17 protein-coding genes are annotated in these 19,415 nt (G+C 66.8%); 2 read left to right on the top strand and 15 right to left on the bottom strand.

Annotation, left to right across the window (positions count from 1 at the left end; all coding sequences use genetic code 11):
• Positions 1–57: 57 nt before the first annotated feature.
• Entirely contained in the window at positions 58–1,158 is a 1,101-nt protein-coding gene (locus ACO2SS_RS08200; RefSeq protein ID WP_423277121.1) for an alkene reductase, read from the top strand.
• 46 nt (positions 1,159–1,204) lie between these two features.
• Here the strand turns inward: ACO2SS_RS08200 and ACO2SS_RS08195 are convergent, their stop codons facing one another.
• Positions 1,205–1,444 (bottom strand): hypothetical protein, encoded by a 240-nt coding sequence (locus tag ACO2SS_RS08195; protein WP_423277120.1) that lies wholly within the window; start codon positions 1,442–1,444, stop codon positions 1,205–1,207.
• Positions 1,445–1,641: 197 nt separating this feature from the next.
• Between ACO2SS_RS08195 and xth the strand changes: the two genes are divergently transcribed.
• Positions 1,642–2,436, top strand: a complete 795-nt coding sequence (xth, locus tag ACO2SS_RS08190; RefSeq protein WP_423277119.1) for an exodeoxyribonuclease III — start codon at positions 1,642–1,644, stop codon at positions 2,434–2,436.
• Between the two features lie 63 nt (positions 2,437–2,499).
• On the opposite strand, the gene ACO2SS_RS08185 is transcribed toward xth, so the two are convergent.
• From ACO2SS_RS08185 to uvrA, 14 genes are all read right to left on the bottom strand, one after another.
• Positions 2,500–3,330, bottom strand: a complete 831-nt coding sequence (locus ACO2SS_RS08185; protein ID WP_423277118.1) for a tetratricopeptide repeat protein — start codon at positions 3,328–3,330, stop codon at positions 2,500–2,502.
• The gene (gene ilvD / locus ACO2SS_RS08180) at positions 3,317–5,047 is read right to left on the bottom strand and encodes a dihydroxy-acid dehydratase (protein ID WP_423277117.1); all 1,731 of its coding nucleotides are present in this window, start codon (positions 5,045–5,047) and stop codon (positions 3,317–3,319) included. Before ilvD ends, ACO2SS_RS08185 begins: the two co-directional genes overlap by 14 nt.
• Positions 5,048–5,332: 285 nt before the next feature.
• Positions 5,333–6,178 (bottom strand): protein-L-isoaspartate O-methyltransferase family protein, encoded by an 846-nt coding sequence (locus ACO2SS_RS08175; protein WP_423277115.1) that lies wholly within the window; start codon positions 6,176–6,178, stop codon positions 5,333–5,335.
• Positions 6,179–6,187: 9 nt separating this feature from the next.
• Complete coding sequence (locus tag ACO2SS_RS08170) at positions 6,188–7,141, bottom strand: cyclase family protein (RefSeq protein ID WP_423277114.1); 954 nt, start codon at positions 7,139–7,141, stop codon at positions 6,188–6,190.
• Between the two features lie 86 nt (positions 7,142–7,227).
• Positions 7,228–8,376, bottom strand: a complete 1,149-nt coding sequence (locus ACO2SS_RS08165; protein WP_423277113.1) for a DUF305 domain-containing protein — start codon at positions 8,374–8,376, stop codon at positions 7,228–7,230.
• A gap of 118 nt (positions 8,377–8,494) precedes the next feature.
• Positions 8,495–9,076 carry an NADPH-dependent FMN reductase gene (locus tag ACO2SS_RS08160; RefSeq protein ID WP_423277112.1) on the bottom strand — a complete coding sequence of 194 codons (582 nt, stop codon included), beginning with the start codon at positions 9,074–9,076 and terminating at the stop codon, positions 8,495–8,497.
• Positions 9,077–9,090: 14 nt separating this feature from the next.
• Positions 9,091–10,698 (bottom strand): carboxyl transferase domain-containing protein, encoded by a 1,608-nt coding sequence (locus ACO2SS_RS08155; protein WP_423277111.1) that lies wholly within the window; start codon positions 10,696–10,698, stop codon positions 9,091–9,093.
• Positions 10,699–12,248: 1,550 nt separating this feature from the next.
• Entirely contained in the window at positions 12,249–13,067 is an 819-nt protein-coding gene (locus ACO2SS_RS08150; RefSeq protein WP_423277110.1) for an AIPR family protein, read from the bottom strand.
• Positions 13,064–13,975, bottom strand: coding sequence for an AIPR family protein (locus ACO2SS_RS08145; RefSeq protein WP_423277109.1), 912 nt, complete (start codon positions 13,973–13,975; stop codon positions 13,064–13,066). Before ACO2SS_RS08145 ends, ACO2SS_RS08150 begins: the two co-directional genes overlap by 4 nt.
• 719 nt (positions 13,976–14,694) lie before the next feature.
• Positions 14,695–15,045, bottom strand: a complete 351-nt coding sequence (locus ACO2SS_RS08140; protein WP_423277179.1) for an ethanolamine utilization protein — start codon at positions 15,043–15,045, stop codon at positions 14,695–14,697.
• A 164-nt stretch (positions 15,046–15,209) separates the two neighbouring features.
• On the bottom strand, positions 15,210–15,635 hold the full coding sequence (locus ACO2SS_RS08135) for a hypothetical protein (protein WP_423277108.1): 426 nt from the start codon (positions 15,633–15,635) through the stop codon (positions 15,210–15,212).
• A 148-nt stretch (positions 15,636–15,783) separates the two neighbouring features.
• Complete coding sequence (locus tag ACO2SS_RS08130; protein ID WP_423277107.1) at positions 15,784–15,999, bottom strand: hypothetical protein; 216 nt, start codon at positions 15,997–15,999, stop codon at positions 15,784–15,786.
• The gene (locus ACO2SS_RS08125) at positions 15,996–16,319 is read right to left on the bottom strand and encodes a DUF4258 domain-containing protein (protein ID WP_423277106.1); all 324 of its coding nucleotides are present in this window, start codon (positions 16,317–16,319) and stop codon (positions 15,996–15,998) included. Before ACO2SS_RS08125 ends, ACO2SS_RS08130 begins: the two co-directional genes overlap by 4 nt.
• Before the next feature lie 46 nt (positions 16,320–16,365).
• Complete coding sequence (uvrA, locus tag ACO2SS_RS08120; RefSeq protein WP_423277105.1) at positions 16,366–19,344, bottom strand: excinuclease ABC subunit UvrA; 2,979 nt, start codon at positions 19,342–19,344, stop codon at positions 16,366–16,368.
• Between the last annotated feature and the right edge of the window lie 71 nt (positions 19,345–19,415).

Below are 19,415 nucleotides of genomic sequence, written 5' to 3'. Positions count from 1 at the left end.
GGCCGAACGCCGCCCCTACATTGCGGTGCAGCAGAAACTCGCTGCAGAAGGAAGTTTATGTCCGACGCATCACCGCTGTTTCAGCCGCTGAAGGCCGGCGCCATCGCGATGGCCAACCGGATCGTCATGGCTCCCCTCACCCGTAACCGAGCGACACCGGGCACGGATGCTCCTCGCGCGATGCATGTCGAGTATTATCGTCAGCGCGCCGGGGCCGGCCTGATTGTCACCGAAGGATCGCAGATCTCGCGGCAGGGCCAGGGCTACATCTGGACGCCCGGCATATATACCGACGAGCAGGTCGCGGGTTGGAAGAAGGTGACGGATGCCGTCCACCAAGCTGGCGGGCGGATCGTCATCCAACTCTGGCATGTCGGCCGCGTGTCCCACGTCTCGCTGCAGGCAGAAGGGGCTGCGCCAGTCGCCCCGTCCGCGATCCCCGCCAAGACGCGCACCTATGTCGAGGCTGGCTTCACCGAGGTCTCCCAGCCGCGGGCGCTCACGCTCGACGAGATCCCTGGTATCGTCAAGGATTTCGCCCGTGCCGCCGAGCGGGCTCGGGAGGCCGGGTTCGACGGTGTCGAGATCCACGGCGCCAATGGCTACCTGCTCGACCAGTTCATGAAGGACGGCGCCAACCAGCGGACGGACAAGTATGGCGGCTCGATCGAGAACCGCGCCCGTTTCACCCTGGAAGTAGCCGAGGCTGTTGCGAAAGCCTGGGATCCTGACCGCGTCGGTATCCGCCTGTCTCCGGTTACGCCGGCGAACGGCATCACGGACACGGAGCCGCAGCCGCTCTTCGAGCACGTCGCCAGGAAGCTCGGCGAGTTGCGGCTTGCCTTCATTCACGTGATCGAGGGCGCGACAGGCGGGCCGCGGGACAACATCCCCTTCGACTATGCGGCCCTGCGGGAGGCCTTCGGGGGCACCTACATCGCCAATAACGGCTACAGCCGCGAACTCGCCGTCGAGGCCGTTCGCTCGGGCAAGGCCGATGCGATCGCCTTCGGCAAGGCCTTCATCTCAAATCCCGACCTCGTCGAGCGGCTCCGCATCGGGGCACCGCTGAACGAATGGGACCAGAAGACCTTCTATGGCGGCGACGAGCGCGGCTACACGGATTACCCGACGCTGGACGCTGCCAGAGCTGCGTAGGCGCCGGCTACCACGAGGGGTCGGCCCAGGACCCAGGACCGGCTCCTCAGCCTTTGGCGACGAGCACGTCCTCTGCGGGGGCGATGATCTGCTGGCAGCCGGTGTTGAAGTCATCGCCGAACAAGTTCGGGATCGTCGGCACCGACTGGCACTGGACCTTGTAGTTGCGGACCGGCGTCGGGTTCACCGGGTTGCCGGTGACCGGGTAGGGGTAGTCTGTCGATGCGACGCAGCCGGCCAGAGAGCCGGACGCGGCGAGAGCGAAGACAAGTTTGAGAAGTCGCATTCGGGCCAGCCTCGAGGATGTCCGGAAGGTGCCTGCCGCCACGCCTCCGCGCAACCGTGCTCTGTCGAGGCAGAGCAGATCCGCCTCGCGTGTTACATCCGATCAACAGAGCCCGTTATCCCAGGCTTGACCGCACCGGCCTTGCCGGGCTTGAGGGCACGAGAACGGTCGCGCTCGCGACCCGGGATTAGCGGCTCATGATCATCGCGACCTGGAACGTGAACTCGGTCAAGCAGCGGCTCGGCCACCTGCAGAAGTTCCTCACCGAGACACGGCCCGACGTTCTCTGCCTGCAGGAGATCAAGTGCGTCGACGAGGCGTTTCCCCGGCTGGAAGTCGAGGACCTCGGCTACAACGTCGCCGTACACGGCCAGAAGGGCTTCAACGGCGTCGCGATCCTCTCCCGCCTACCATTGGCCGACGTCACGCCTCGCCTGCCCGGCAACGAGGAAGATGTGCAGTCGCGATATCTGGAGGCGGTGATCTCTCTGCCCGGAGGCAAATCCGTGCGGGTCGCGTCGATCTACCTGCCCAACGGCAATCCGATCGGGACGGAGAAGTTCACATACAAGCTGGCCTGGATGGATCGCCTGCGAAACCACGCAGCGGAGTTGCTGGCCCTCGAAGAGCCTACGATCCTCGGCGGAGACTACAACGTCATCCCGGAATTCAAGGACGTGTCGGACCCGGAAGCCTGGGCCAACGACGCCCTGCTTCAGCCGGAGAGCCGCGCCGCCTACCGCCGGCTTCTCGGCCTCGGCTACACGGACGCACTCAGGGCGTGCGATGATCGGGGCGGTCTTTATACGTTCTGGGATTATCAGGCTGGCGCCTGGCAGAAGAACAAGGGCATCCGCATCGACCACCTGCTCTTGTCGCCCCAAGCCGCCGACAGGCTCAAGGAAGTCGAGATCCACAAGCGCATGCGCGCGCTAGACAAACCGTCCGACCACGTCCCAGTTTCTGTGACGCTCGACCTGCCTACGGACTGAGACCGGCGAACTCCCGCAGGCTGCCCCGTCCCGCCGCACCGACCGGGAGAACGGATTCTGCGATCAGCGGCGCCGGCTCTGAAAGCGCTCGACGAAGGCGCTGGCGTTGCGCCGATCCGACTCGCTCGCCCCCTCCAGTGCCTCGGCATGCATCGCCCAGATCCACGCATCGCGCTTCGGGTCCGCGGCTTCCTTGGCGAGCATGAGCCACATCAGCCCGCGGGCACGCTCCCGCGGCACGCCCTGGCCGTTCAGCAGCATGCGCCCGAGCAGCGCCTGGGCACCGACATGCCCCTTCTCAGCCGCAAGATTGAACCAGCGCGCCGCCTGGCGCTCGTCGCGATCCACGCCGCTTCCATTGAGGTAGAGTTGGGCGAGGCTGAATTGTGCGGTGGGATCCCCGAAATAGGATGCGGCGTAGGAATACAGCTCCGCCGCCTTTTCCGGATTGACCCCGACGTTGCTGTTCTTGATGCCCTCCAGGAAATAGCTTCCCAGGGCCACGAAGGCACTCGCCACGACCCCGGCGCGCGGGGAGTCCGGGGCCTCGTCGGCATTCTCGTCGGCGATCCTGGAGAAATACCCGAAGGCCTTCAGGTCGTCGCGCGGGACGCCGTCACCTTCCGCATACATGCGGCCGAGCTTCCAGGACGCGAGCGAGTGCCCTTGATCGGCCGCGTATTCGAGAGCCTTAACGGCCGCGGCCTTATCGCCCGCATTGTAGTTGCGGACGGCGGAACGAAGCGCCTCGCGCGCGGAGAGATAGCCCTCCGGAACCGGATTGCGCGGCCCCGGGCGGGGCCCGGTCAGGTCACTCGCAGGTGCCCTGACCGGGCTCGCCGCGAACACGGCGAGCCCCAGCACGGACAGAAGAAGCGGCCTACAAGTCCGCATAGGTCGCGATGTCCTTTCCGCCACCTGGATGCGTGACGGCTCCGTTGAGCGCGTTCCCGACCCCCTGAGCGTACTTCCACAGATAGCCCGAGAGCGGCGGGCGCTCGGGCGCCTTCCACTCCGCGCGGCGCCGGGCGAGCTCATCATCCGTCAGGTCGACGGAGAGCGTTCCCTTGATCGCGTCGAGCGTGATCATGTCCCCGTCGCGCAGAAGCCCGATCGGCCCGCCGACAGCCGCCTCGGGCCCGACATGGCCGACGCAGAAGCCACGCGTCGCGCCGGAGAAGCGGCCGTCCGTGATCAGCGCGACCTTGTCGCCCATGCCCTGTCCGTAGAGCGCGGCCGTGGTGGACAGCATCTCGCGCATGCCCGGGCCACCCCGCGGACCCTCGTAGCGGATGACGAGAACATCCCCTTCCTTGTAGGTGCGCTTCGTGACGGCCTCGAAACAGGCTTCCTCGTTGTCGAAGACGCGGGCGGGGCCGGTGAAGACCTGCTTCTCGACGGGCATGCCCGCCACCTTTACGATCGCGCCCTCGGGAGCGAGGTTGCCCTTGAGGCCGACGACGCCGCCGGTCGGCGTGATCGGCCGGTCGGCCGGGTACACGACGTCCTGATCCGGGTTCCACTGCACCTTGGCCATGTTCTCCGCGATCGTGCGGCCCGTCACCGTGATGCAGTCGCCATGCAGGAAGCCGTGGTCGAGCAGCGTCTTCATCAGGAGCGGGATTCCGCCGACCTCGAACATGTCCTTCGCGACGTAGCGGCCGCCTGGCTTCAGGTCGGCGATGTAGGGCGTGCGCTTGAAGATCTCGGCGACGTCGAACAGCGTGAACTCGATCCCGGCCTCGTGCGCGATTGCCGGCAGGTGCAGCGCGGCATTCGTCGAGCCCCCGGAGGCCGCGACGACCGTCGCAGCGTTCTCCAGTGCCTTGCGGGTGACGATGTCGCGCGGCCGGATGCCCAGCTTGAGCAGCTCGACCACCATCTCGCCGGCCGTGGCGCAGAACCGGTCGCGGATCTCGTAGGGAGCCGGCGCTCCGGCCGAGTAAGGCAGAGCAAGGCCAATCGCCTCCGAGACCGTCGCCATCGTGTTGGCCGTGAACTGGGCGCCGCACGCACCTGCGGACGGGCAGGCGACCTGCTCGAGCTCGTCGAGGTCGGCATCCGACATGTCGCCGACGGAGTGCTTGCCGACGGCCTCGAAGAGATCCTGGACGGTGACGGGCTTGCCCCGGAACGAGCCGGGCAGGATGGAGCCGCCATAGATGAAGACGGACGGCACGTTGAGGCGCACCATCGCCATCATCATGCCCGGCAGGGACTTGTCGCAGCCCGCCATGCCGACCAGCGCGTCATAGGCGTGGCCCCGCATGGTCAGCTCGACCGAGTCGGCGATCACCTCCCGCGACGGCAGCGAGGCGCGCATGCCGCCATGTCCCATGGCGATCCCGTCCGTCACCGTGATGGTGCAGAACTCGCGCGGCGTGCCTCCTGCGGCCGCCACGCCCTTCTTCACCGCCTGAGCCTGGCGCATCAGGGAGATGTTGCAAGGTGCGGCCTCGTTCCAGCAGGTCGCGACGCCGATCAGGGGCTGGTGGATCTGCTCCTTCGTCAGACCCATCGCATAGAGGTAGGAACGGTGCGGAGCCCTGGCGGGACCTTCGGTCACGTACCGGCTCGGCAGCTTCGATTTGTCGATTAAACGCGCGTCCATAACTCGATCTCGCTCACACCCACCGCTCAGCGGCCGAAAGACGTCCGCTCCTACCACCCGCGCGACGGCGCAACGAGACTCGCGACAGGGCTCGCCAGCAATGGAAGGCAAGCGTCGAGCCCGTCTCAAAGACGCACTAAACCGTTGTGGGGCAACAACTTTACCGCGGCTATGGACTGATCCGGGTTTATGGCGGCATCGCGGCGAAGCGTTGTAGGTTCCGGGGCGTGATCGGGATGTTTTGCCGATGTGGCAAACCTACAACATGCTCCCCGGGAGCCCAGGTCAGACCTCGCGAGTAGAAAGCCAGACATCGGCATAGATCGCCGTCGCCGATTCGTCCGGCGAGCTCTCGGAGGAGAGCCAAACCGAGCGGGTCCTCCCGATCGGCTGGGCCGGCAACCCTCGCGCCCGCACGTCACGCGCTTCCGCCCCGATGCAGCCCACGAAGGCCACGCTGCCGTGCAGCTGCACCGAAAACCCGCCGGGCTCGCGCCGGGCGAGAAGCGTCCGTCCCTCCATGGGCGCGGGTTGCCAGGGCATGATGAGGCGGCCCTGCGGCTTCAGGCAGCGCAGCCAGGCAGGATCGGGCGCTACCGCACCGGCCGAGACATAGACGATGTCGGCGAGCGGGAGCGCCGCGCCGACAGCCGACGCGGCATGGACGGCGACTTGCGGAAGAGAGGCGAGGTTCTCCCGGGCGACGGCCGCAAGGCTCGGCTCGATCTCGAATGCCTCCAGCCGGCCGCCCTGCCCCACCAGCTCCGCCAGGATCGCGGTGTAGTAGCCCGCCCCGATGCCGACCTGGACCACGGTCTCGCCAGCCTGCGGATCGACCATCGCCATCCAGGCGGCGTGGAGAGAGGGCTGGCCGTTATTGATGCCCTTGCGCCTGTCCAGGACGACGAGCACGTCCTGGTACAGCCGGGCCGGGTCCGACGTCTCCTCGTCGACCGGTCCCCCGCCGGGCGAGAACACGCGCCATGGCGGAGGCGTGAGGTAGCTCTCCCGGGGAACGGCCGCGAAGGCGGCTTCGACGCGCGGGTTGTCGAAGCCCTCCTGCCGCGCCCAGACCATCGCGGCCGCCGCATAGCGGGCGCGGATTGCCGAAAGGTCTGGGCGCACCGGCATGTCTGGCTCCTACCGCATGGCGATCGGCGCGACCGTCGATCCCGAGCCGCCCTGGATCTTCAGCGGCTGCAGCACCAGGGCGAATTCCTGCACGCCTTTTTGGGCCAGCTCGTCGAGCTTCATGTTCTCGAGAAGATGGACGCCGTGAACCACGAGCGCCAGCTGGTGGAGCGGGAGGGAAAGCTGCGGATCCGGGTTCGGGCTCACCTCGACCGGCCAGTTGTCGGACCCGAGCAGGACCGGATCCTTCGCGATCAGCCACTCGGCGGCCTTCACCCCGAGCCCCGGACAGGACTTCACATAGCGGGCGTTGTCCTTCGCCCAGAGCTTTCCCCAGCCCGTATTGATGAGCACTGCATCCCCCGGCTGGATGCTGAGGTTCTGCTTCTTGAGAGCGTCCTCGAGATCCTGCACCGTGATCTCGTAGGTGTCGGGGAGCGTCTCGACGCCCTTGAGGCCCGCGACGTCGATCAGCACGCCCCGCGTGACGATCGCGCCGACATTGTGGACGCCGAGCTTCGCAAAACCGCCGCGGGTCGTGTTCTCGTCCACCTTCAGGCAGTTGTACCAGCTGTTCTCGACGGTCTGGTGCGCGAAGGCGTCGAACTGCGTCCCGACCTGGCCGATCTCGCTGATGACGACCTCCTCGTTCGAGCCGCGCCGGTTCGAGCCCGCATTCATGAAGGTTCGCTTCGCGTGGACGTCGAAGCGGCGGGTGCCGAAGAACGGCATCTTGTCGTTCAGCACGTGCCCGAGCTCGATGATCTCGCCGGTCTTCACGAGCTTCATGGCGTTGGCGACGAGGGCCGGCTTGATGTGGTTGGCGGCGCCCCGCTCGTCGTTCGCGCCCCACTTGGAGGGGCAGCGCTGGTTTTCGGGCGGCGGCGACCAGGTCGGGCTCTGCGCCAGCGCCGCCCCCGCTGCAAGCCACGCCGCGCCGATGATCGCGAGCGATCTCACCATCCAATCCTCCCGGCCTTGTCGTTGACCCGCGTCGAGGCGGGCCCCGCCAGGATGCGGCCCCTCCGCCGCGACGGCAAGCAGGACCGCTACAGGGCGGGCGCCCGGTCGCTCGGATGCTCCCCCGCCGGGAGGACGAGAGCCGCGAGCGCGGAGCGCACGGCGGCCCGGCCCTGGAGGTTGTGCATCAACTGAACTTCCCCACGCTGGCCGTGCCGGATGCCGTGCGACATGAGCCGGAGCCGGATGTCGCCCGCACGGCGCAGCCCCTCGTCCGCCATCTGGATCGCGCCCGCATGGTGATGGGACATCAGCGCGATGAAGCGGCCATCGAACGAGGCCGCGTCAGCCTGCCGGGCGCTCTCCTTCTGGTCCGGGGTCAGCATGCCGGGCATGGCAGCCCGCTCCTGCGGCGAGCAGACCTCTAGGGGCGCGGCGAACCAGCTTCGCCACCACTGCTCGAGGATCTCCGTCTCGCCGATCTGCACGGCCGCGATGAGGCGAGCGACCATGCGCAGATGCGGATCCTGAGCCCGCTCCGCCCCGAGCCGGGCGAGCTCGATGCCCTGCCGATGGTGATCGATCATGCGCCGCATGTAGCCGCGATCATACGCCTCGTCGGCGCCCATCCAGGGCAGTTCCCGCCCCTGCGAGCCCAGGAGGGCCAAGATGCCGAGCCCCAGCACGCCGGCCGCCGCGGCACTGCTCCAGCCGATTGCGAAACGCCGGTTCGGCGAAGGCATGTCGCCCGCCACCCAGTCCCGGAGATACGGGAAGAGCGGGTACATCGAGGCCGAGGTCGCGTGGACCAGGAAGCCGATCCAGTACGGCTGCTCGAGCACGAAGATCGGCTGGAAGAAGGGAAACAGCGGAACCAGGAAGGCCCATTCAGAGAACGACGTGAACAGCGCCCAGATGAGCGCGACCGGGATGAGCGTCCAGGGCGAGAGCCGGGCCGTCCAGCGCCCGAGCAGCCCGAAGAACACGATCGCCCAGGAGAAATCCGCCCATTGGTGGAAGGCGATGCCCGCCGCGATGATCCAGCCCGAGGGTTCGATCTGGATCATGCCGTCCCGGAGCGGGATCGCGGCGACGGACATCCAGTCTACGACCGCATCCCGCCCGAGCCGTGCCGCCGTGAACTGGCTGACCAGGGTCGAGAAGGTGGAGCTGACCAGCCCCAGGAGCGCCGCCGCGCGCCAGTTGATGCCGGTCGGGGAGCGCCACCACGATGCCATGGTCGGTCAACTTGGGGCCGGCGGATGGGTTGCCTCTTACCTTCGGGGCTCGCCCGAAGGAGCCGGATCCCCGACAGCCGCCGCCTCGTCTAGACCGCCCCGCGCGGCCCGAGCCGCCTCAATACGGCAGCGGCCCTCCCGCCCGCTTCGCCGCGAGGGCCTCGGCGTACCAGGCGAACTCGTCGAGGAAGCGTCCCGCCGACCTGTCGATCCAGGGCTCGTTCGCGGCGCCCTCGTCGGAGAGCGACTTGCCGATGCTCGGGATCGCGAGGATGGAGGGGATCGACGGCATGCCGAGCTCGCCCAGCACCGTCCGCAGCGTCACGGCGGCCCGGACGCCGCCGAAGCGGCCGGCCGAGTAGGACATGATGGCCGAGGGCCGCCAGAAATACTCCTCGAGGAAGTGGTCGAGCAGGTTCTTCAGCGCCGGCGGGACGGATTGGTTGTACTCGGCCGTGACGATCATGAAGCCGTCCGCCCGGCGGTAGAGCCCCGCCAGTTCCTCCAGCACCTCCGGCGCGGTCCCGGTCGGGTATTCCTTGTACATGCGGTCGAGCAGCGGCAGCCGCTTCTCCACAGGGTCGACCAGCACCGCCTCGTGCCCCCGCTCGGCGAGCCGGCGCATGATGTAGCGGGCCGCCTTGATGCCCTGCCGCTCCGTCCGGACCGAGCCGAGGATGACCGGAATGACGAGGCCCATGGCTTACCCTCCCCTCACATCCTGAAGATGCCGAACTTCGTCTCCGGCACCGGCGCGTTCAGGGCCGCCGAGAGGGCGAGCGACAGCACGCGCCGGGTCTCGGAGGGCAGGATGATGCCGTCGTCCCAGAGGCGGGCGGTGGCGAAATAGGGGTTCGATTCGCGGTCGAACTGGTCGCGGATCGGCGCCTTGAAGGTCTCCTCCTCCTCGGCCGACCAGGCCCCGCCGCCCGCCTCGATATTGTCACGGCGGACGGTGGCCAGCACGGAAGCCGCCTGCTCGGACCCCATCAGGGCGACGCGGGCATTCGGCCAGGTGAAGAGGAAGCGGGGCGAATAGGCCCGGCCGCACATGCCGTAATTGCCGGCCCCGTAGGAGCCGCCGACCACGAGGGTCAGCTTCGGCACCCGCGCGGTGGAGACGGCGGTGACGAGCTTCGCGCCGTTCTTGGCGATGCCGCCCGCCTCGTAGTCGCGCCCGACCATGAAGCCGGAGATGTTCTGCAGGAAGAGCAGCGGGATGCGGCGCTGGCAGCAGAGCTCTATGAAGTGGGCGCCCTTCTGCGCGCTCTCCGAATAGAGGATGCCGTTGTTGCCGATGATGCCGACCGGGATTCCGTTCAGCCGGGCGAAGCCGGTGACGAGCGTCGTGCCGAACAGGCGCTTGAATTCGTCGAACTCGGAGCCGTCCACCAGCCGGGCGATCACCTCGCGGATGTCGTATTGCTTCTTGAGGTCGGTCGGCACGACGGCCTCGAGCTCGGCGGCGTCGTAGCGGGGAGCGACGACCGGCTCGATGTCGATGTCCGGCCGCTTCACGGTGTTCAGCGTGCCGACGATGCGGCGCAGGATGGCGAGCGCATGGACGTCGTCGGTGGCGTAATGGTCGGCAACGCCCGACAGGCGGGCATGGACGTCGGCGCCGCCGAGGTCCTCGGCCGAGACCACCTCGCCCGTCGCCGCCTTCACCAGCGGCGGGCCGCCGAGGAAGATCGTGCCCTGCTTGCGCACGATGATGGCCTCGTCCGACATCGCCGGCACATAGGCGCCGCCCGCCGTGCAGGAGCCCATCACGCAGGCGATCTGCGGGATACCCTCGGCCGAGAGATTCGCCTGGTTGTAGAAGATGCGCCCGAAATGCTCGCGGTCGGGAAACACCTCCGGCCATTCGGGCAGGTTCGCGCCGCCGGAATCGACCAGGTAGAGGCAGGGCAGCCGGTTCTCGCGCGCGATTTCCTGGGCGCGGAGGTGCTTCTTCACCGTCACGGGGAAGTAGGTGCCGCCCTTGATGGTCGCATCGTTGCAGACGATCACGACCTCGCGGCCTATCACCCGGCCGATGCCGGTGATCACGCCGGCGGCGTGGATGTCGCCCTCGTACATGCCGTTGGCGGCGAGCGGCGACAGCTCCAGGAACGGCGAGCCGGGATCGAGCAGCCGTTGCACCCGGTCCCGCGGCAGCAGTTTTCCGCGGCCGACATGCCGGTCCCGCGAGCGCTTCGGCCCGCCCTCCCCGGCCTCGGCGCGCTTGGCGAGCAGCTCGTCCCGCAGCGCGGCCCACGACTCGCGGTTCGCCCTCGCCGCGTCGGACGAAAGGTCGGCCGAGGACTGGATGACAGGCATGCGCTCTCCCTGACGCGTCTGGAGAGCGGCTTATCCCGAGCCCGCGGAGGGGGCAAACGCCGGCCGGCTGTTTTCGAGGGCTCCCGCCGCCGCTCACACCGGCGAAAGCCGGTGCCCATGGGGCCTGGATCCGGCTTTCGCCGGGATGAGCGGGGCGCTGCGCGTCTCCCCTCCCCCTCGTGGGGAGGGGCCGAGTCGAAGCGCAGCTTCGAACCGTGGGGGCGTTCCGTCGTCGAGCGGGTGCCAGGCGGACCTGACCCTGCCCGCCCGCACCGGCGAAAGCCGGTGCCCAGGGAGGCTGGATCCCGGCTTCCGCCGGGATGAGCGGGTGAGCGTGTCTCCCCTCCCCCTCGTGGGGAGGGGCCGGGGGTGGGGGGCGTCCCACCGTCGAGCGGGTGCCAGGTGGAGCGCCCCCCCACCCGGCTCGGGCTTTGCCCGAGTCCGCCCTCCCCACGAGGGGGAGGGGAAAGCGCCCACGCGCCGTCCGTCCCCGGCCCGGGGTCTGGTCCAGCGGTGGTTCAAACAGCCTTCCCGAAATCCTGTGAGGGAGCGGGACGCCGGTTCTCCGGCCTTCGATGATGATGGTTTGCGGATTTGCCTGGTCCCTCCCGGCGTCCCGCGACGGTCTTTTCGGCCCCTGGGCACACGCCCGGTTAGCCGCCCGGGCGCCACGGTTTCCGGAACCGCGACCTCGGGACCCGCCCTCGCCTCCGACAACGGTGCCCGGTGTCGACCGCCGTTCCCTCGCCGGAGACGAGTGACGGCAATATAGGAATAAATGCTAGATCTGTCAACTCGGGATTCCGCTCACACCGGCGAAAGCCGGTGCCCAGGGGGTGGGGCCCGGCCTGCGCCGGGGCGAGCGGGGAGAGGCTGGATTGCTTCGCTACGCTCGCAATGACGAGCCCGCCCGCGCCGCCGCGCGCCCTCTCCCGTGCGGGAGCGGGACGGGGTAGGGCAGGAGGTTTCAGGATCGAGCAACCACCGAGCCGCTGCGTCTGCCGCGAGACCCATCCGGCCGCCGCACAACCCCCACCCCGGCCGCCCTCGGCGCGCCTCCCTGCCAGCCCCGGCGCCTGCGCAGCAAGCGGGAAGGGAATCCAGACACCGCGGCCGCTCCAGACTTCATCTATGCCGGTGAACGCTCGGCCTCCTACAACCCGACGCTGGGCCTGCCGGAGATCACGGCCCCTCTGCTCGCCATCAACGCCGACGACGACGCGCGCAACTCGCCGATCACCGGCCTCACGGAACAGACGATCGGCAAGATCAAGGGCACTTGGCTGTTCCTGCTCCCGGCGAGTCCGGAGAGCCGCGGGCATGGCTCGGGCGGGCTGGCGAAGCTTTATACGAAGGAGCAGGGGATTTGGCTGGCGGGGGGGGGGGGCCGAGAAGGGATGGGGAGTAGGACTGCCTCATCGTCCGCTCAGCTCCGCTACACGCGATTAGCAACGGGTCTCGGAGCGCGCCGTTGACTTAGGTCCGAGTGTTAGTCCCTCGCATCCCGCTTCATCACCAGAGGGAGCCCGGCCCGAAAACCGAGAGGCCGCCTAGTGCAAACCGCAGGCCGCAAGCCGTTCCTCAATCGAGTCCACCTTCCCTCTTGCCTTGTCCTTTTCGTAGCTCCTAAGCAACTCTCCGAGCATTTTCTCGACGCTCGATCTACTCTTCAGATCTGACTTATAGTCGGAGAAATTGCCCTGATCGACCTCGTGATTTAGATCAATGATGATAGACCCTAGAAGATCATTTATTACATTTATGACGCATGCGAGCCTACTTTCCTCGAATGCCAGCCGCGGAGACTGACAGAGTTTTCGACCGGCCGGCTCAGATGCGAGCAGCTTTTTAAGTGCTGCAATGAGAAAGTACTGCGACAATCCGTAGTGAGCAAAAGGACTATTTTTGATTTCATTCGATCTAGCTGAAATGAGAGACATTATTTTCGCCAGAAATATGATTCGCTCCGCATTTACCTCCGGCCTGGCAAATATCTCCGCATATTTTTCATCAAAAACTTTGTATGTTTGATGACAGGACCAGGGCTCCTCAAGGTCGAATGCAAGCAAAAGCTTGCCGACATACTCGTTGGAGATTGAGTTGCCCGCGGCGATCTCGCCTCGTTTCACATCGAAGGAGTATCCTTCGAAATTCAACTTCTCGAACTCAGCCTGAAGTCGAACCTGAACCGCGTCATTGGATCGCAAATCCCGTGGCTTGATGCCGTTTTGATTATTGCTGTTGAGCGATATCTCTCTCGCCAGATCCTTGTCTGAACCAATCTCGATGATACGAGTAAGCACCTTCAGATCCGAGCTTATTCTTCCCTGCTCGCCGTGAAATTGCTTGAGGCTCTGCGCTCCATTCACGACGACGAAGTTCTCGATGGTGACCCCCCCGCTGCAACAGTGACCCGTTCCGCAAGGGCGGTAATCCCGTTATGGAAGAGTGGGAACTTCACATGCTGCGTAAGGCTCTCGATGGAATCACGGATGGCCTTGTTCACCTTGGTACTGCCAAGTGGCAATCGAACGTTCAACTCAAACAGAGAGCCGTCGGAGATTCCGGGCAACGCCGCGAGCTCCTTACCTTCCGCGAAAAGCACAACTACTTTTGCAACTGCGCCAGCTTGAAACTGAAGCGGTGCACCGTCGACGCTAAACGTGTATTTTTGTTTTATTCCACCTTCAACATTAAGATCCACGAAGTTACGTGTGATTGCAGGTCGATCATAGATGATAATCGAGGGGTCTGACTTCGTGACATCCAGCCCGTTTGCGTCAACAGGAACATTGGTTACGAAAACGCCCCTCACCCCGAACCCCTTGTCGATCAGGCTCGGGATGCCAAGCCTTGAGATCTTCGATTTGACCTCATCATCAACCTTGCCCTCAAGAAAGGCATCGATAGCCTCTCGTGTCCGCAACTGATTCAGGGTCCCCGAAAATTCACGAAGATCTTTGTCGCCGATCGTGCCAGACTGCTTGGTCTTAGATTGCAGAATGTGGATCTCAAGTTGGTTATTGTCAATGTAAATACCATCGATGCCACGATCATTGCTCTTGTCGCAGATCGCGTCTTCCGCTGAAACTTGATCTAGACGATATAAGTTCTCAAGAATCCAGTTCAGGAATGCGATTGAGATTGGCCGCCCCTTGTCGACGAACGGCTTTATCACCTCCATGAGGTTGCCGTACTCGAGATCACTTTCCTGCATGGACTGAACCCTTTCGGCGTAGATACGATGAGTCAGTGAGGGGTTGGTCACCTTCAGCACGTTACTAGTTCTGAAGCAACGGCTTACTCGACTGCCTGACGCACCGCCGGCTTCGCCCGCCCGCTCCTCATTGGCTCCGCCGCGACCGCCTCCTTCGCCCGCTTCACCGGCCGACGGGCCAGCACTTCGGCCAGGAGCCGCCCGGTAGAGCGCGCGGGCTGCGGGCGATCTCCTCGGGGGTGCCCTGGGGACACGATGCTGCCGCCGCCTTCGCTGCGATGCTCGCCTCACCGTCGCCCGCCGAGCCACCGCGCGGCGGCGTCGCCCGTCGTCTCCGGACTCGTGGCGATTGGGGTGCCGGGGGCGCCGCGCGCGCCCGGGTTGGCCACGCGCTCAAAGACCAGCCCCTTGGCTGGGATGCGGAGGCCGCCGCCGATCACGGGATCGCGCTGGCTGCCCGGGTCAGGCCTGAGATGACGTTCTCCACCCTCGTCATGCTGAGGAGCGCTGCGCAGCGGCGCGTCTTGAAGCACGCAGGAACGCTGTGCGTCCCCGGAGCAAGTCCGGGGCAAGCTCTTCGAGACGCATCGCTGGCGCGACGCTCCTCGGAGTCCTGCCCCGCGAAAGCGGGGGATGACGAGGTCGAGGGTGGCGGTACCGGCTGTTTGCCCGAGGTACGTCATTGCGAGCGCAGCGAAGCAATCCAGGGGGCTCGATTGTTTCCTCCGGTCGAGCCCGAGGACCGGCACTGCCTCCTCACAAGGCGGAGCCGCGCCAAGTCACCCCCCCGCCTCCTGCCAGTGCGGGTAGGTCACGTAGGCGGTGACGGCCCCCTCCGCGTGCGAGCGGATGGTGACCTTTTCGCCCTTCGGCATGTAGACGATCTCGCCAGGGCCGGCCGTGACCGGGCCGGCGCTCCCCGTCACCGTCAGCCGGCCCTCCAGGACGACCATGACGTCGTGCACGGTCATGGTCTCGTCGAGGCTCTGGTCGGGGCCGTAGCGGCCGTAGCCGATCGTGATGGGGCCGCCATGGCGCTGGTCGATCACGTTGCCCGCGAAGATGTCGGCATCCTGGCCGGGCGAGCGCTCGAGCGAGGCGTCGGCGAGGGCGAACTTGCGAACCGGCATCGACATCGTGTCCGATCTCCGTGGCAGGACCGGGGAGAAAATGGCCGGAGCGGCCTTCGGTTCGGCGCCGGGTGCCCGGGGCACGTCATTGCGAGCGCAGCGAAGCGATCCAGGGCGGTGTGGATTGCTTCGCTATGCTCGCAAGGGCGGAGAGCGCTGGATCCTCAGGTCAGGCCGGAGGACCATTGCGGGGTGCCGGAGGGCTGGTGCGTCCCCGGGCCGAGCCAGCGCGCGGCGGCGTCGGCCGTCGTTTCCGGGCTCGTGTTGAAGGCGATGGGGGTGCCGGGGGCGGCGCGGGTCACGGCGTTGATCACGCGCTCGAACAGCAGCAGCCCCTTGGCGGGCAGGCGGAGGCCGCCGCCGATCACCACGCAATCCCACTTGTGCGCGAGCGCGGCCGCGATCGTTCCTTCGGCGCTGTCGTCGGGCCGGAGGGAGCAGAACTCCGCCTCCCAGCCCCGCCCCCGCATGTCGGCGAGTGCCGCCTCGATGCCGGCCGCGATCTTTTCGGCGTTCATGCCGGGCGGCAGGTCGGGATCGGAGAAATCCACGGTTTCGGGCGCGAGCCCGATCAGCAACACGCGCGGCATGGTGCGGCCTCCGGCGGGTGGGGTGGGCTCAGCATGTCATGGCCGGGCTCGTCCCGGCCATCCCGATCGGAGGAGCGGGCGGGACGTCGGCCCGAGATCCTCGGATCAAAGCCCGAGGATGACGGAAGGACGAGGCGGTCGGGCGCCGTCAGCCCGCCAGCGGCAGGAGCTCGAAGACCTTGGCGTCCTTCGCCGCTTCGGCGATGTCGCCGCGACGAAGGGCCAGTCTCACACGCTCGATCTTCTTTGCGTCTTCGAGCGAATAGTAGGGTGACCACCCCCCCTCGCTCTCGATAAGCTCGACCTGCACTTCGGCCGCATAGCGGCCCTCGTGAAGGTTCTCGGTGAAGGGGCGGGTCGTCATCGCCGCCTCACCAGGAAGTCCGTCGACCATCTTGTTACCTCCGGCCGATAAGCCGTCACCAGAACGGCGGGCGAGATGGTGCCCTTCTCCAGACCCCACAGGACGTGGACGGGCCGCCCCGTGCTGTCGTGCTGCAGCACGAGCACAGATGGACCTTTGAAGTGGTCGGGATATTCCTCGACGACCACGGCCCCGTCCAGCCCGTCAACCAGATCGGCGATCATCAAGCCTCGGTCGAGCAGCTTGCCCGATCCGTGCCGGGAGAGAACCACAGCTCCTCGAGCCGCAAGGGCCCGGACCCGGTCGAGCGTCGCGCTCATCGAACCGGGGTGGCCGGGACGAGCCCGGCCATGACGCCGGTGCGGATCACTCGGCTGCTTCGCGGCGGGGGGAGGCAGCGGCCTTGCGGCCCTTCCTCGCCGGCTTCGGCTCGGGCGCGGCCTCGGCGGCGCGCTTCACCGGGCGCCTCGCCAAAACTTCGGCCAGGAAGCGGCCGGTGTGGCTCGCGGGGTTCTTGGCGATCTCCTCGGGCGTGCCCTGGGCCACGATGGTGCCGCCGCCGTCGCCGCCCTCCGGGCCCATGTCGATCACCCAGTCGGCCGTCTTGATGACCTCCAGGTTGTGCTCGATCACGACGACGGAATTGCCCTGGTCGGCGAGCTCGTGCAGCAGTTCCATGAGCTTCGCCACGTCGTGGAAATGCAGGCCGGTGGTCGGCTCGTCCAGGATGTAGAGCGTGCGGCCGGTGGAGCGCTTGGACAGCTCCTTGGCGAGCTTCACCCGCTGCGCCTCGCCGCCCGAGAGCGTCGTGGCCTGCTGGCCGACATGGACATAGCCGAGGCCAACCCGGCAGAGCGTCGCCAGCTTCTCGCGGATGGTCGGGACGGCCTTGAACAGCTCCGTCGCCTCCTCGACCGTCATGTCGAGCACGTCCGCGATCGACTTGTCGCGGAACTTCACCTCCAGGGTCTCGCGGTCGTAGCGCTTGCCCTTGCAGACGTCGCAGGTGACGTAGACGTCCGGCAGGAAGTGCATCTCGATCTTGATCAGGCCGTCGCCCGCGCAGGCCTCGCAGCGGCCTCCTTTGACGTTGAAGCTGAACCTACCAGGACCGTAGCCGCGCGCCTTCGCCTCCGGCAGGCCGGCATACCAGTCGCGGATGGGCGTGAAGGCGCCGATATAGGTGGCCGGGTTCGAGCGCGGCGTGCGGCCGATCGGCGACTGGTCGATGTCGATGACCTTGTCGATATGCTCCAGCCCCTCGATGCGGTCATGCGGGGCCGGGTGCTCGGCCGCGTTGTTGAGGCGCCGCGCGACGGCCCGGTAGAGCGTGTCGATGACGAGGGTGGACTTGCCGCCGCCCGACACGCCCGCCACCACCGTGAAGGTGCCGAGCGGGAGCTCCGCCGTCACGTCCTTCAGGTTGTTGCCGCGGGCGCCCACGACCTTGATCGTGCGCGCCTTGTCGTAGCGCCGGCGCTTCGGCGGGACCGGCACCGTCAGCTCGCCCGTGAGGTACTTGCCGGTGAGCGAGGCGGGGTCCGCCATGATGTGCGCGGGTGTGCCCTCGCTGACGATCTCGCCGCCATGGATGCCGGCGCCAGGCCCCACATCGACGACGTAATCCGCCTCGCGGATCGCGTCCTCGTCGTGCTCGACGACGATGACGGTGTTGCCGAGGTCGCGAAGCCGCTTCAGGGTGCCGAGCAGGCGCTCGTTGTCGCGCTGGTGCAGGCCGATCGACGGCTCGTCGAGCACGTAGAGCACGCCCGAGAGGCCGGAGCCGATCTGCGAGGCGAGGCGGATGCGCTGGCTCTCGCCGCCGGACAGGGTGCCCGAGTTGCGGGAGAGCGTCAGGTATTCGAGCCCGACATCCTGCAGGAAGGTCAGCCGCTCGCGGATCTCCTTCAGGATGCGATAGGCGATCTCGTTCTGCTTCGGGGTGAGCCGGTCGGGCAGGCCGTTGGCCCAGGCGACGGCCTCCTTGATGGAGAGCGCGGTCGATTCCGCGATGTCGCGGCCGTCGACCTTCACGGCCAGCGCCTCCGGCTTCAGCCGCTTGCCGCCGCAGACCTGGCACGGCGTCTCCGACATGAAGCGCGAGATCTCGTCCCGCGCCCAGTCGCTCTCCGTCTCCTTGTAGCGGCGCTCGAGGTTGGTGATCACGCCCTCGAAGGGCTTGTTAACCTCGTAGGAGCGCAGGCCGTCATTATAGGCCATGCGCACCGGCTCGCCCCTGGAGCCGTAGAGGATCACGTCGCGGACCTTCTCGGGCAGCGCGTTCCACTTGGACGCGACGGAGAAGCCGTAATGCTTCGCCAGCGCGTCGAGCGTCTGGCCGTAATAGGGCGAGGTCGACTTGGCCCAGGGCGCTATGGCGCCGCGCTTCAGGGTGAGCTCGCCGTTCGGCACGACGAGGCTCGGATCGATCCGCATCTCCGAGCCGATGCCCGCGCAAGCGGGGCAGGCGCCCGTCGGCGAGTTGAAGGAGAAGAGCCGCGGCTCGATCTCCGGGATGGTGAAGCCCGAGACCGGGCAGGCGAACTTGGACGAGAAGGTGATGCGGCGCGGCTCGGTCTCGCCCTCGGCGAGGTCGGCGTACTCGACGATGGCGATCCCGTCCGCCATCTCGAGCGCCGTCTCCAGCGAATCCGCCAGGCGCGCCGCCATGTCGGGCCGCACCACCAGCCGGTCGATCACCACGTCGATGTCGTGCTTGAACTTCTTGTCGAGGGCCGGCGCCTCGTCGATCGGGTAGTACTCGCCGTCGATCTTGAGGCGCTGGAACCCCTTCTTCTGGAACTCGGCGATCTCCTTGCGGTACTCGCCCTTGCGGTCGCGCACGACCGGCGCGAGCAGGTAGAGCCGCGTCTTCTCCGGCAGGGCGAGGATGCGGTCCACCATCTGGCTGACCGTCTGGCTCTCGATCGGCAGCCCCGTGGCGGGGGAATACGGCACCCCTACCCGCGCCCAGAGGAGGCGCATGTAGTCGTAGATCTCCGTGACGGTGCCGACGGTCGAGCGTGGGTTCTTCGAGGTCGTCTTCTGCTCGATGGAGATCGCCGGCGAGAGCCCGTCGATCTGGTCGACATCCGGCTTCTGCATCATCTCCAGGAACTGGCGCGCATAGGCCGAGAGCGACTCGACATAGCGGCGCTGGCCCTCGGCATAGATCGTGTCGAAGGCGAGCGAGCTCTTGCCGCTACCGGACAGGCCCGTGAAGACGACCAGCCTGTCCTTCGGGATGGTCAGGTCGACATTCTTGAGATTGTGCTCCCGCGCGCCCCGGACCGCGATCACGCGTTCGGCGGCGACACGGTCGAAGAGATCGTCGAGGCGTGCCATCTTTATCCGGCGGGCTTGGAGCCCGCGATGTCGTGTGAGACCCGGGATGTAGTCACTGCCCCGCCGATCGG

Source organism: Enterovirga sp. CN4-39 (genome assembly GCF_049446235.1).
Taxonomy (GTDB): Bacteria; Pseudomonadota; Alphaproteobacteria; order Rhizobiales; family Beijerinckiaceae; genus Enterovirga.
The sequence above is the reverse complement of the archived record's forward strand: the minus strand, read 5'-3'. Positions and strand labels throughout refer to the sequence as shown.

Coding starts and splice junctions, on each gene's coding strand:
- xth (WP_423277119.1), top strand. CDS start 1,642: ATGATCATCGCGACCTGGAACGTGAACTCGGTCAAGCAGCGGCTCGGC.
- ACO2SS_RS08125 (WP_423277106.1), bottom strand. CDS start 16,319: ATGAGCGCGACGCTCGACCGGGTCCGGGCCCTTGCGGCTCGAGGAGCT.
- ACO2SS_RS08165 (WP_423277113.1), bottom strand. CDS start 8,376: ATGGCATCGTGGTGGCGCTCCCCGACCGGCATCAACTGGCGCGCGGCG.
- ACO2SS_RS08195 (WP_423277120.1), bottom strand. CDS start 1,444: ATGCGACTTCTCAAACTTGTCTTCGCTCTCGCCGCGTCCGGCTCTCTG.
- ACO2SS_RS08185 (WP_423277118.1), bottom strand. CDS start 3,330: ATGCGGACTTGTAGGCCGCTTCTTCTGTCCGTGCTGGGGCTCGCCGTG.
- ilvD (WP_423277117.1), bottom strand. CDS start 5,047: ATGGACGCGCGTTTAATCGACAAATCGAAGCTGCCGAGCCGGTACGTG.
- ACO2SS_RS08155 (WP_423277111.1), bottom strand. CDS start 10,698: ATGCCTGTCATCCAGTCCTCGGCCGACCTTTCGTCCGACGCGGCGAGG.
- ACO2SS_RS08175 (WP_423277115.1), bottom strand. CDS start 6,178: ATGCCGGTGCGCCCAGACCTTTCGGCAATCCGCGCCCGCTATGCGGCG.
- ACO2SS_RS08130 (WP_423277107.1), bottom strand. CDS start 15,999: ATGACGACCCGCCCCTTCACCGAGAACCTTCACGAGGGCCGCTATGCG.
- ACO2SS_RS08160 (WP_423277112.1), bottom strand. CDS start 9,076: ATGGGCCTCGTCATTCCGGTCATCCTCGGCTCGGTCCGGACGGAGCGG.
- ACO2SS_RS08200 (WP_423277121.1), top strand. CDS start 58: ATGTCCGACGCATCACCGCTGTTTCAGCCGCTGAAGGCCGGCGCCATC.
- uvrA (WP_423277105.1), bottom strand. CDS start 19,344: ATGGCACGCCTCGACGATCTCTTCGACCGTGTCGCCGCCGAACGCGTG.
- ACO2SS_RS08170 (WP_423277114.1), bottom strand. CDS start 7,141: ATGGTGAGATCGCTCGCGATCATCGGCGCGGCGTGGCTTGCAGCGGGG.
- ACO2SS_RS08140 (WP_423277179.1), bottom strand. CDS start 15,045: ATGCCGGTTCGCAAGTTCGCCCTCGCCGACGCCTCGCTCGAGCGCTCG.
- ACO2SS_RS08135 (WP_423277108.1), bottom strand. CDS start 15,635: ATGCCGCGCGTGTTGCTGATCGGGCTCGCGCCCGAAACCGTGGATTTC.